This window comes from Paenibacillus sp. W2I17 (assembly GCF_030815985.1).
Lineage (GTDB): Bacteria > Bacillota > Bacilli > Paenibacillales > Paenibacillaceae > Paenibacillus.
Window position 1 is genome coordinate 6567396 of sequence record NZ_JAUSXM010000001.1, and the last position, 12816, is coordinate 6580211.

At 47.0% G+C, this 12816-nt stretch carries 13 protein-coding genes; 10 read left to right on the forward strand and 3 right to left on the reverse strand.

Annotated elements, in window-relative coordinates; all coding sequences use genetic code 11:
- The first annotated feature begins 235 nt into the window (after window positions 1-235).
- The 4 genes from QF041_RS29240 (at window position 236) to QF041_RS29255 (ending at window position 5422) form a co-directional block, all read left to right on the forward strand.
- The gene (locus QF041_RS29240) at window positions 236-1690 is read left to right on the forward strand and encodes a 4-hydroxyphenylacetate 3-hydroxylase family protein (protein WP_307416653.1); all 1455 of its coding nucleotides are present in this window, start codon (window positions 236-238) and stop codon (window positions 1688-1690) included.
- 18 nt (window positions 1691-1708) lie between these two features.
- The gene (ssuD, locus tag QF041_RS29245) at window positions 1709-2866 is read left to right on the forward strand and encodes an FMNH2-dependent alkanesulfonate monooxygenase (RefSeq protein WP_307416654.1); all 1158 of its coding nucleotides are present in this window, start codon (window positions 1709-1711) and stop codon (window positions 2864-2866) included.
- Between the two features lie 175 nt (window positions 2867-3041).
- Window positions 3042-4118, forward strand: a complete 1077-nt coding sequence (sfnG, locus tag QF041_RS29250) for a dimethylsulfone monooxygenase SfnG (RefSeq protein ID WP_307416655.1) — start codon at window positions 3042-3044, stop codon at window positions 4116-4118.
- A gap of 98 nt (window positions 4119-4216) precedes the next feature.
- Window positions 4217-5422, forward strand: a complete 1206-nt coding sequence (locus tag QF041_RS29255) for an acyl-CoA dehydrogenase family protein (RefSeq protein WP_307416656.1) — start codon at window positions 4217-4219, stop codon at window positions 5420-5422.
- Between the two features lie 91 nt (window positions 5423-5513).
- Here QF041_RS29255 and QF041_RS29260 read toward each other — a convergent pair whose 3' ends face one another.
- Window positions 5514-5855, reverse strand: coding sequence for a YetF domain-containing protein (locus QF041_RS29260; protein ID WP_307416657.1), 342 nt, complete (start codon window positions 5853-5855; stop codon window positions 5514-5516).
- Between the two features lie 160 nt (window positions 5856-6015).
- Between QF041_RS29260 and rnhA the strand changes: the two genes are divergently transcribed.
- From rnhA to QF041_RS29285, 5 genes are all read left to right on the forward strand, one after another.
- Window positions 6016-6669 (forward strand): ribonuclease H, encoded by a 654-nt coding sequence (rnhA, locus tag QF041_RS29265; RefSeq protein WP_307416658.1) that lies wholly within the window; start codon window positions 6016-6018, stop codon window positions 6667-6669.
- A 210-nt stretch (window positions 6670-6879) separates the two neighbouring features.
- A complete protein-coding gene (locus QF041_RS29270; protein ID WP_307416659.1) occupies window positions 6880-7749 on the forward strand; it encodes an alpha/beta fold hydrolase in 870 nt (289 codons plus the stop codon).
- A 299-nt stretch (window positions 7750-8048) separates the two neighbouring features.
- Window positions 8049-9038, forward strand: coding sequence for a serine/threonine protein kinase (locus QF041_RS29275; protein ID WP_307416660.1), 990 nt, complete (start codon window positions 8049-8051; stop codon window positions 9036-9038).
- A gap of 275 nt (window positions 9039-9313) precedes the next feature.
- A complete protein-coding gene (imm48, locus tag QF041_RS29280; RefSeq protein ID WP_307416661.1) occupies window positions 9314-9754 on the forward strand; it encodes an Imm48 family immunity protein in 441 nt (146 codons plus the stop codon).
- A gap of 31 nt (window positions 9755-9785) precedes the next feature.
- Window positions 9786-10325, forward strand: a complete 540-nt coding sequence (locus QF041_RS29285; RefSeq protein WP_307416662.1) for an RNA 2'-phosphotransferase — start codon at window positions 9786-9788, stop codon at window positions 10323-10325.
- Between the two features lie 195 nt (window positions 10326-10520).
- On the opposite strand, the gene QF041_RS29290 is transcribed toward QF041_RS29285, so the two are convergent.
- The gene (locus QF041_RS29290) at window positions 10521-11378 is read right to left on the reverse strand and encodes an SDR family oxidoreductase (protein WP_307416663.1); all 858 of its coding nucleotides are present in this window, start codon (window positions 11376-11378) and stop codon (window positions 10521-10523) included.
- Window positions 11379-11488: 110 nt separating this feature from the next.
- Window positions 11489-11914, reverse strand: a complete 426-nt coding sequence (locus QF041_RS29295; RefSeq protein WP_307416664.1) for an Rrf2 family transcriptional regulator — start codon at window positions 11912-11914, stop codon at window positions 11489-11491.
- Between the two features lie 423 nt (window positions 11915-12337).
- Here QF041_RS29295 and QF041_RS29300 point away from each other — a divergent pair, with 423 nt between their 5' ends.
- On the forward strand, window positions 12338-12814 hold the full coding sequence (locus QF041_RS29300; protein ID WP_026080959.1) for a DUF6790 family protein: 477 nt from the start codon (window positions 12338-12340) through the stop codon (window positions 12812-12814).
- Window positions 12815-12816: the final 2 nt, after the last annotated feature.

The window sequence follows — 12816 nt, forward strand, 5'->3', positions numbered from 1 at the left end:
CATCGTCTAGATCCGTATTTAATGCATCCATGGGAATGCGCTTAAGATGCAGGCACCTTCAAATCAAGCCGGATTGTAGTTTATTTTGACGTTGCCCAACAGATCAAGTATTTGTGTTTGTTAACCATCAAATTTGGACTCATTGATTGTTGCGATCCAATGGATATTAGCTATGATAAACAATAAAACATAGCAAATCAATCGGAAAAATAAAATTTAAGTAAGGGGTGACATTTTGAGAGGAGATACTTTCATATCCAGTCTGGAGGATGGACGACGTGTCTGGCTGGAAGGGCAGCAGGTGAAGAATATTTCCGAACATGCGGCTTTTAAAGGCACACTATCCACCATCAGGCAGCTGTTTAATATGCTGGATGATCCTCTTCAACGGGAGCAAGTGGGCTATGCTCCTGAGGGACAGGAGCGATATGCACACAGCTCATTTCTCATCCCGCACACAGCAGCCGAATTGAACAAACGCAGTCAGTCCTTTGCAGTCTGGTCTTCCAGCACCAATGGCATGATGAGCCGGTTATCCGACTATGCCCGTTCCATGGTCACCGGATGGTATGCTGCCCGGCACGAATTATCCGACCTGGACCCGCAATTTGCGGATAAAATCAGCACCTATTACCATGAGGCCAGAGACCGCGACCTCTTTCTGACGACAGCCATTATTGATCCCCAGATTGATCGTTCCAGCGGGCTGGATGATCAGCGGATTGCAGAGCGATTTCTGCATGTGGTGAAGGAAACTTCGGAAGGGGTTGTGGTTAGGGGAGCCAAAATGATTGCGACAGGTGCACCGTATACGCATGACTTTCTGATCTTTTCGTTCCTGCAATTTCAGACCCGACATCAGAAACATGCGCATGTCTTGATTGTACCCGCCAATTCACCAGGACTGCATATTGTGTGCAGGGAGTCGTTTGCTGATGCCGGAGAACGCAATCATCCGCTCAGTGCACGATACGATGAGATGGATGCAGTCCTTTTTTTCGATGATGTCCTGATTCCTTGGGAAAGGGTGCTTCTCTACGGCGATTCTGACAAGGTCCTGAAGCTTCGCGGGAACCGTACAGCCAATGGACTGGCCTTCCACCAAAATGTCGTGCGCTTTGTAGCCAAGCTGGAATTTGTCACGGGTGTGGCCTTTGCGGTGGCTGAGTCGATTGGCGTAACCGGATTTCTGCATATTCAGGAGAAACTTGGGGAGCTGCTGACACAAATTGACGTAATCAAGGCGCTGATTATTGCAGCGGAGGCCAAAGCCGTGCCTGATGCGGCAGGCGTACTCGTTCCTGATCTGACGTATGTAGAGACGGCGCGAAGTTTGGGAACCAAATATTATCCACGGGCTGTTGAGGTACTTCAACAAGTCGGCGCAGGTGGCTTTGTTCAGACCCCTTCCGGAATTGAGGACTTCTACGGTCCGATTTCCGAATTTATGCATTTGTATTTTGAAGGCGCTGCGGTAAGTGCAGAGAAAAAAGTGGAGCTGTTCAAGCTGGCTTGGGATCTCATCGGCAGTCCGCTTGGCGCAAGACATCTGTTATACGAAAAATTTTATGCAGGTGATCCGATCCGGGGGCTCGCGTCCCATTACATTCGACATGACAAATTGTCGTTAACAGATCCTATCTGGAAGCTGATTCAAGAGAACAGCAAGGGCAGAGTAGCCACCATTTGAGCAGGAGGAGAGAGAAAAATGGAATTGTTTTGGTTTATCCCGACACATGGGGATGGAAGATTTCTGGGCACCCGAGAAGGTGCCAGGGCAGTGACCTATCATTATTGCAAGCAGGTTGCGCAAGCTGCAGATGAGCTTGGGTTTGCCGGTGCGCTGCTACCTACGGGAAAATCATGTGAAGATGCCTGGGTCGTTGCTTCCTCGCTGGTGTCGGTAACGGACAAGCTGAAGTTTCTGGTCGCTGCACGTCCGGGTTTGATGCTTCCGACCACGGCGGCACGAATGGCGAGTACACTGGATCGCTTCTCCAAAGGAAGACTTTTGATCAATGTCGTAGCCGGAGGGGATCCGATCGAGCTTGAGGGAGACGGGTTGTTCCTGGATCATGATGAACGTTATGCATTGACGGATGAATTTCTAACCATATGGCGCAAGGAGCTGGCGGGCGAAGAAGTCGATTTTGAGGGCAAATATTTAAAGGTCAACGGTGGGTCGATTCTGTATCCGACCATTCAGAAGCCTTATCCTCCGCTTTATTTTGGAGGCTCCTCTGAAGCTGCCATGGAGGTGGCTGCCGAGCATGTAGACGTATACCTGACGTGGGGTGAGCCACCTGACCAGGTAGAGGCCAAGATCAACCGAATGCGAGAGCTTGCTGCCAGAAAGGGAAGATGTCTGCGCTTCGGCATCCGACTTCATGTAATCGTTCGTCCAACCGCAGAGGAGGCCTGGCAGGCCGCGAATGACCTGATCGCTCATCTGGATGAAGAGACGATTGCTTCTGCCCAGAAGATCTATGCTCGCATGGATTCCGTCGGTCAACAGCGAATGGCCAGACTGCATAATGGGGATCGTTCCAATCTGGAGATCAGCCCAAATCTGTGGGCAGGCATTGGACTGGTCAGAGGCGGTGCTGGTACAGCGCTTGTAGGTGATCCTGACCAGGTTGCAGCGAGAATGAGGGAGTACGAGGCACTGGGGATTGAGACCTTCATTATGTCGGGGTACCCGCATCTGGAAGAAGCCTACCGTACTGCTGAGCTGTTGTTTCCGAAGCTCAATTATACACAATATGGCGATAATGGCGAGCGCTCGTTTATTAGCCCTTTTGGCGAGATCATCGCCAATAATAACATTCCTGATCATGTGGTAAAAGCGCCTGCGGCTTCCAAATGATATGGTCTGCTTTTTACGATATCTCCATTAAAAACATCATACGTTCTGGCCGATTAGACGAACTAAAGGCACCTCAAACTTATAGGTTGTAGGTGTCTTTTTTGTTGCATTCCGCTCCGGTAGAGAGGGCCTTGGCCCTTGCCTATAAATCATTCCATTGAAGAGGTGATTCAACATGTCCATGCAATTCGCGTATTGGGTTCCTAATGTAAGTGGGGGTCTGGTTATCTCCAGCATCCCGCAAAAAACAGGCTGGTCATTTGAGGATAACGTGAGGTATGCCAAGATCGCAGAAGATGTGGGCTTTGATTATGCATTATTGCAAACCAGATTTATGGCCAGCTACGGGGCTGAAAATCAACTGGAAGCCATTGCTCTTGCCTCCGCACTGGCTGTGGTTACAGATCGCTTGAAACTGATAGCAGCCATATTGCCTGGATTATGGCATCCCGGTCCAGTAGCGAAAGCGATCACGACGATTGATCATATCAGCAAGGGACGAGCTGCCGTAAATATTGTCAGCGGCTGGTTCAAGGGAGAGTTTCATGGATTTGGAGAACCGTGGCTGGACCATAACGAGCGTTATCGTCGCTCGGAAGAGTTCATCCGTGTCATAAAGGAGCTGTGGACGCAAGAAGAAGCCAATCACCAGGGAGACTTTTACCGTATTCATGAAGCGCCACACAAACCCAAACCGGTTGCACTTCCCCCTGTGTTCCAGGGAGGGAATTCGGCGGCTGCACGCGACATGGCTGCACGAGTCTCGGATTGGTATTTCATGAACGGGAATAACATCGAAGGCTTCCGTATCCAGATTGAGGATGTGACTGGGCGGGCTGCATCCTACAACCGCAAGCTGCAATTTGGAGTAAATGCTTTTGTCATCGTAAGAGATACGGAAGAAGAAGCATTGGAAGTACTGCGCCAGATTATTCTGCATGCTGACCCCGAGGCCGTGGAGGGCTTCCGCAGTCAGGTTCAATTTGCAGGCAAAGCTTCACCTGAACAGGAGGGAATGTGGGCGAATTCCAATTTCGACGACCTGGTGCAATATAATGACGGGTTCAAAACCGGTTTGATTGGTACCCCGGAGCAGGTGGCAGACCGCATCATTGCGTTGAAGAAGGTTGGAGTAGATCTCATTCTTACTGGCTTTCTTCATTACGATGAGGATATTCGGGCTTTCGGTGAGAAGGTAATCCCGCTGGTTAGAGAGAAGGAGGCTGCACTAAGCCGGGTAGCAATTTCTTGATCAAACTATCGATCTTCAATAAACGGAATGGATTGGCATATCTGTATCACTGTTATTGAGGGATGTATCCGTATTCTAATCAGAGGAGAGATGATGCAATGAGTATTCAAGCAAACACCATTCACACCCAGCCTGACTATGAACAATTGAGAGTTGAAATTCGGGGGATTGTCGACGAAGTCATTAAACCACATGCTGAGCTGATTGACCGTGAGGGCCGTTTCCCGCGTGAGAATCTGTCCGCCCTTGCTGAGGCTGGATGGAATGGGGTGCTGATTCCCGAGCGCTTCGGTGGACGGGGACTGGATCATGTTGCCTTTGCGATTGCGGCAGAAGAAATTGCCAAGGGATGCCCTTCGACTTCACTGGTGTATGTCATGCATGTTGGAGCCGTTCAGACGATAGCTCTCTACGGAGATGAGGATCAGAAGGAGCGCTGGCTGAAGCCGGTACGTCATGGCGCTATCGGTACGTATTCCACAAGTGAGCGTGCTTCGGGAGGTCACTGGTGGTTTAATTTCAGCGAGGCTTCCCGAGACGGTGAGGATTATATTCTGAATGCCGAAAAGTCGTTCACGACAAGCTCGGGACAGGCTGATTTTTATGTGACCCAGACTCGCACGCCAGGAGCGCAAACCCCGACAGATGTGAGCTTCTTTCTTGTCGATGGACAATTGGAAGGCATTACTTCCGGCGTGTGGGATGCGCTCGGTGTTCGTGGTAACCACAGCGGACCCATTAAATATGAAGGCGTCCGAATTGCAGCTCAGGATAAGCTCGGAACCGAGGGGCAGGGGCGCGAAATTCTGGAGAGTGGTGTATCCCCCGTATATCTGATCGGCCTGGGCTCAACCTGGCTTGGAGTTGCCGAGGCGGCGCTTGAAGCTGCATCCGAATATGTGAAGGGCATGGTTCATCGGGATTTTAACAAGCGCTTAGCCGATTACCAGATCATCCGCCAGCAGTTGGCTGAAGTGAAGGTGCTAATCTCCAGCCTGAAGCCTTGGCAGTTATCACTTGCGCGGCAGCTGGACGAACTTCAGGCACAGGGGAGACCGCAAGTTGAGCTGTTCCTGCCGCTGGTTGAATTCAAAATTCATGCTGCCGAAGTCGCGAATAAAGCGACCAAAGCAGCGCTGGATGTTACCGGAGGTTATGGTTATAAAAAAGGCGTGTTTGAACGTCTCTTCCGTGACGCTCGTGCAGGCATCGCCATGGGTCCCTCCAACAACATCGCCAGAGAGTGGATTGGCAAGTCTCTGGTTGGTCTGCCACTGGAGCTGTGGTACGAGGGAGGGGATTAATTCACGCAGAAACTGAAAAAGGAAGCCTGTATATCTTCATTCGAAGATATACAGGCTTCCTTTTTCTTTTGCGACGAGGGACAGGGAGTAGCTATTCAAGTGTGGAGTCCAGCGGACGAGAGTGTCCATCCTGGATGACCTCCTGGAACAGTCTTTTGGATTCCGTGGGCCACGTACCTTGCTTCAGGAGTGCTTCCAAATCGGTAATACTTGTAATCCCTTTTTCCCGCAACTGCATCTCCAATTGGTCCACAGAAAAGCGCATATGTTTCAAATTCGGTAGATTCAACTTCCCATCTTCCACGACAACCTTGGATTTTCCGCTCATCATTGTTTCAAACCAATAAAACTTCAACTGTAATTGTTCAACGATCAGAAGCATGAGGATAAATACCGCCGCTGACCCGATCGCTTTGCCTAACTCATGATTCATTGATCTGGTTGAAATATACAATTGCTTAGGACAAGAGATTAATGTATACGAACAGGGCGAAGTAAAGTGTTCCGGCTTGGACGAACAACTTAACTTTCATTCTCCCCTCCCAATCGTATACAATAGGGTATTGATGAAGTGAACAAAGGAGCGGGTCACAGTGGCAAAACAGAAATACTATGTTGTCTGGGAAGGCAAGAAGCCGGGTGTGTATAACACATGGGCGGATTGCAAAGCGCAGACGGATCATTATACCGGAGCAAAATATAAGTCCTATGAGTCCAAAGCAACCGCAGAAGAAGCGTATCGTGCTGGATGGAAAGGGAACTGGGGTTCAAGTGCAGGCGGAGCGTCGAAGACAAAGTCGGCTGGTAGCGGAAGAAGCGCAGGCATGGAAACGTCGGAGGAAGTGGATTACGACAGCATCTCTGTTGATGTGGGCACACGCGGTAACCCCGGACCTGTAGAATACAAAGGGGTAGACACCCGCACTGGTGAGATTATTTTCTCCGTCGGACCGATCTCCAAAGGCACGAACAATCTGGGCGAATTTTTGGCCATTGTACATGCCCTCGCACATCTGAAAAAAGAAGGCAGTACCAAAACGGTGTATACCGACTCGGTCAATGCCATGAAATGGCTAAAGCAGAAAAAAGTAGCCACGACCTTACCAAGAGACAACACCACGGAAGAAATCTGGCTGATGATTGATCGTGCGGAGCAGTGGCTTCAGACGAATACGTACAGCAATAAAGTGCTAAAATGGCAGACCAAGCAGTGGGGCGAAATCAAGGCAGATTACGGCCGAAAATAAGTATATTTTTTTTAGATGAGCCCTTTATTTCTGGTCTATTAGAATCGTTATTTACAATTTCCAGTTTCCGCTCTATAATCATCTGAATATGATTAGTTAAACATATGGAGGAGCCTGTCATCTGCAGGCCCTCTTTATCTTTTTGGTCCATTGATTAGCAAGTCCATTCAATAGAATGGGGTATTTGAGTATATATTGCAGGAGGCAGACATGAGTTCCATTTATAGAAGTGAAGAAGGCAAGAGCAGCATACTTGAAGAGTATGAGATTTATTTGAACGAGTTGGGTGAGAAATTTACTCGGGAGTATGTAGAGACGCGTTTTGGAAAGACGCATGTTTTACTGACGGGTCCTCTAGATGGCAAGCCGTTATTTATTCTCCAAGGCGGTAATTGTGTGAATCCGATGACGTTGTCTTGGTTCTCTTCCTTATTTAAGGAATACCGGATTATTGCTCCTGATACGATTGGTCATCCTGGTTATAGTGAGGAAGCGAGTATCTCCACACGGTTTGATAGCTTGGCTTTATGGGTGTCGGATCTGCTGGATCACTATGATATTGAAAAGAGTGCATTTATCGGTCCATCGTTTGGAGGAGGCATTGTCCTCAGACTGGCTACCTATATTCCGGAACGCATCTCGTGTGCCGTATTGGTTGCTCCTGCGGGTCTTGCGGTCAACTCCAAAATTAAAACAGCTCAGGATATCACGCTGCCGCTCGTCAAGTACCGCATGACGTCTTCACCATCTTCTTTGCAAAAAATTACGGACAACATGTCGTGCAACTGCATGAAAGAAATGGATAAAAACATTATCGGCAAACTTTTTAAATACGTCAGTATAGATCAGGATCTGCCCAAGCTCACGGAGCGGGAAGAACTGGTGAATTATACGTCACCAACCTTGTTATTGGTAGGGGAGAAGGATGTCTTTTTCCCTGCGGATAAGTGTATTGAGCGAGCTCAAAAGATTATTACGAATGTAAAAGCCATCAAGTATGATACAGGACATTTTCCTTCGCAGGACGTATTGGTTCAGATGAACGAGGAAATCGGGCGTTTTTTACAGAATAATTATTAATAAAAGCTGCAAATGAAGGATGAGAAATGTTTTTCTCCAGTTTAATAAAGTAATTACATCCATCTGTCGATACTCTATATAAGAGAATGCTTTTCTTCTATAGAATAGTGTGGATAGGGATTAGCAGTAGATCGTCGAAGGCTTGATATCATTAATATTTAAATATTTCGCGTTAAGGTGTTTCAAATTGCATCATTTGGTTTATATGTATAGTTGGCGATGAATGGCTAACTGGTTGAACCAAATGATGCATTTACGCGGAAAGTCTTCCGATCGACAAGGTTGAAAAGAGGTCTGTTATGAGAAAAGACAATTGTAAAATGGCATTGCAGCGCAATGTGATTATAAATGATACATATCAGGTAAGACAGGTATTAGCCAGCAGTGAGTTGGCTATTGTATATGCAGGGCGAGATCGTAACACAGGTGCCAAAGTAGCCATTAAGGAATTTTTCCCACAGAGAATGGCTGAACGGCAGGCAGACAAGCGAGGGGTGTTCTGTTCTTCACGAGGATACAGTGGGCAATATCAGGAGCTACTGGCTGCATTTCTGCTCGAAGGTGAACTGTTATCGAAACTGGATCATCCCCATATTGTATCGTATTTGGATCATTTTGAAGCAAATGATACGGGGTATCTGGTTATGGAATACTGCACGGGAATCACATTGACCGAGTATTTGAATGAACATAATCATGCTCTTGATGCTGCCTTCATAACGGAGACGCTGCTTCCACTGGTGGATACATTGGATTACATACATAAGCAAGGCATTCTTCACCGGGATGTGAAACCTTCCAACATTATGGTTATGGAGGATGGTACACCCAAACTTCTGGACTTTGGCTCAGCTACCCGTTGGCCTATGCAATCCGGAGAGAAACAGGTGATATTTACATCGGCAGGTTATTCTCCGCTGGAGTTCTATTCAGAGAAATCCAGTCAGGGACCGATGTCGGACATCTATAGTTTGGCAGCTCTGCTCCATTATTGGACATGCGGGCAACCCCCTATGGATGTGAAACAGCGGTTGTTCCAGGACGAATTGCCATCTGTTCGCTCACATAATGAGTATGTGAATCCTTGGCTCGCTCGTGTTATTCATTGGGGGTTGACGGTTCGTTCTGAGAAACGCTGTGCCTCCTTAGCCTGGGTCAGAAGCTCGTTGCGAGTTCAAGCCTGGGTGTGGAAAGTGCGTAAACCTGGAACGGTGGAATGGTCTTTGGCCGAGAATGAACATACACAGGTCTATGAAGTGGACTCGAAAAAGCAACATGAGACGGCTTGAGTTATAACACCTCTTTTATAAATTGGTATGCTAGATGAGCATATTCTTACAAAAAATTAAACCAAGTCGACTTTTAAATGAGGAGATTTGGTTTTTTATTATTTATTAGTGTACTTTATGGAGTTCGTCTCGGAGTGAGCCAAACGTTGAATCATGCCGGGATTAATAGCTCCACCTATAGATGAATTTGAAACGAACACCCCAACTCCGATACAATGTTCTCATAGAGTCTGAGAGAATGGATCAAATACGGTGCAGAAATGGAGAAAACCAATATGACTGAATTTATCAACGCTGACGATATTAATGACGTAATTCTGGCTGCGGCAGCAAACGAGCTGGAGCAGATGGTGGACAAAATGTGTGAGCTGGTTGGCACGCCATTGGAACAGACGACAGAACTGGAGCGTCAGGTCATGGCTGCTTTTGGTTTTGGCGCGGTGTATGGCATCACTCATCGGGATCAGCTGGCGGAGCCGCAGGCCCATGCCTTGAGCATTCGGATGCTAATTAAACCATTTAATTACAGTGAACAGCAGGCGGTTGATTTTGCCGATGATCTGATTTGGGTGGCTTCCGATCGTGAGGTTCATCCGGTGATGAATACGATTATCCAACGTGGGATTGATGGACACCGTCAATTCAATCAGGAAGATGATGAAGGATTGGAACGTAACATTCAGGAGATTTTAACCGCGGTTCAATCGCAAAAATAGACGGTTTTATTAGATGTGGGAGATGATTGCATTGGATCTGATGAAATTAAGCAAGGAACTCTCATACGCTCTGCGACATGCACCATGGGAGTATGAGCTGGAACTGGACGAAGAGGGTTGGGTGGAAATCTCGCAATTGCTGGTGGCTTTACATGAAAGTCCGCAGTGGAAGGAAGTCACACAAGCCGATCTGGAGCAGATGATTCAAGCCTCGGAGAAAAAGAGACATGAAATCCGTTCAGGCCGCATCCGGGCATTGTATGGACATTCGACACCCCATAAGATATCAAAGATACCTGCTGAGCCACCGGAAACCCTGTACCATGGGACCCCGGCACGCGTAGTGAATTCTATTATGGAACATGGCTTACAGCCGCGGCAAAGGCAATATGTACATCTGTCCGCAGATATCGATACGGCCAATCAGGTGGGACGAAGACGGGATGATCAGCCTGTCATTTTGAAAATCAATGCTGCTCAAGCGGCCACAGACGGAATCCTTTTTTATCATGGAAACGAAAATATCTGGCTGGCCGATCACATTCCTGCACGTTATATTCTTGAGCAATGAGCAGTGACTGGTGAGCAGTGAGTGATGAACTGTTGTGGAAAGCATAAATACCTACCTCAAATTGCAGCAGTCGCAATCAACGGGTGAGTGTACGGTCATCCGTACAACTGGAATATCATTGTATTGATCGTTAGCTACACCAAAAAAGGGACGCATCCAACATTTGTTGGTGTGTCCCTTTCTCATATTCAAAACTTACTTGCCTACAATTGCTTTAATTCCTTCGCTAAGTGGCTGAGCCGGACGGCCAAGCAATTTCTCTAAAGTATCACTCTCTACAGCCAATGCGCCTTCACGGATGGCACTTTGCATATCAACAAGCATCGATACGACAAAGTCGGGTAGACCTGCGCCTTTCATGATGTCAGCGTAAGCGGCATCGTCCACGTTTTGCACGTTGATTTCCTGCCCAAGCACTTCACCAACAATGGCAGCTAGTTCAGCTTGCGTGCGTAGTTTGCCGGACAATTCATATACGGTATTCTCATGTCCTTCGCCTGCGAGTACGGCTGCAGCAGCATGGGCGTAGTCACTGCGGGTAGCCCAGCCTACTTGGCTGTTGTTGGTGGCATGAACCCAAGGCGCACCTTGCGTAGCTGCTTGCACACTGCCTGCTTCATTTTCCAGGTACCAGTTGTTGCGCAGGAAGGAATACGGAATGCCGGATTCAAGAATAGCTTTTTCTGTGGCGCGGTGAACTTCCGCCAGGGAAAGGGTATTTTTCTCTGCATTCACAACGCTTGTATAAGCGATGAAACCCACGCCTGCGTTCTTGGCAGCGTCAATGGCAGCCTGATGTTGGCGAATACGCGTTTCATTGTCACCATCAGTCGAGATAAGCAACAGACGGTCTACACCGGCAAAAGCTTTCTCTAACGTCTCCGGTTGATCGAAATCACCGTGACGGACGTCAACGCCTTGAGTACGGAGTGCTTCCGCTTTCTCTGGATTACGTACACTTACTGCCACATCCTTGGCAGAATCTGTTTTTAACAATGCCTCTACAACCAGTGAACCCAAATGACCTGTTGCGCCAGTAACCAAAATTTTCATTTTCTTTTCCTCCTATGATATGTGTTTTGCTTGCATATGGATGTAATCAAAATTGTTATAACAGGTGTGATTACAACGAAAGGGTTAAAAAAAGCTCATTATGAGCTTTTTTATTCAGAGACATGAATCTGATCCATCATCTGCTGTATGGTTACACGATTCAAGCGCTGTTCCATGGCTGTCTGAGCCTCAATGAGTTCGGCACGCAAGGTGTGTTCAATCATGTTGCCGACCGGACATTTCGGATTCGGATGTTTGTGAAAGTTAAACAATTCCCCATCCTCCGCGACCTCTAGCGCTCGATATACATCGAGAAGGGTAATGTTCGCCGGATCTTTCAACAAGGAAGCACCGCCCACACCGGGTCTGACGTCAATTAGACCAGCCTGTTTCAGCTTGGACATAATCCGCCGAATAATCACAGGATTTGTATTCACACTCTGCGCGATCATATCTCCGGTGCATTCATTGGGCATAACAGCGATCAGGGACAGGGTATGAACCGCAATGGAAAAGCGACTGCTGATTTGTCTCATGGGATAATCACCACCGTTGTAACTATAATAGTTACAAAGCGATTGGTTGTCAATTCTTTTATATCATATGTTAATTGATAGTTGCTGTTATCCTGTAATCGTAGATGATCAAACAGATGATAATTGAACTATCACCTATGTCAAATAAATGAGTTGTGGTTCTTTTGAAGCGTTAAAAAAGAAGTAGGTTTCAAACCTTTTAATGTAATAATAGGGCTAAATTCCTATTATTTTCAAGTTAAATGGAACTATATGGTTTTCTTGTTTGCGTACAGTAGAAGAAAAATGACAAAAGCTTCGACAAAATAGAAAATTATGTATGAATTGACAAATGTAAAAGCGATTATATAATGTGTGTATCTACAAGATTGTACATTTAGTTACAAATGATTCCAAATAACAAACGGCGGGAGTGGGACAGGCATGTGGTTTTTGGTTCTATGGTTGTTAGGTCTAATTTCAGGGGGAGTACACCTATATGTGTTAGGTTTTCCCGGAGAAATGAGCGAGATTAGCAGAGTATTGCTGCTTCATCAGTTTGTGGTTACGTTTGGATTGGTTGGAGTGATTGGTTATGTTGTCAACATTGCCAGAGCGGATCAGACAGCCAAAATGTTAGGATGGCCTGGTGGACCATTTCAGGTTAAATACGGTTTTTCCCAGGTAGGGCTTGGAGTTATGGGGATTATGGCCATCTGGTTCCAGGGGAACTTTTGGGTTGGTGTATTGGTAACGATGTACATATACGGGTTAAGTGGTCTTTGGTCACATACTTATGTCATGATTAAAAATCGCAAGGCAGATGGAGACAGTATCGGGAATCTCATTATGGATGTGGTGTATCAAACGTTTATCACGGTTCTCTCCGTATTGGCCGGCGGAATCTGGGTAATGCACTAAGC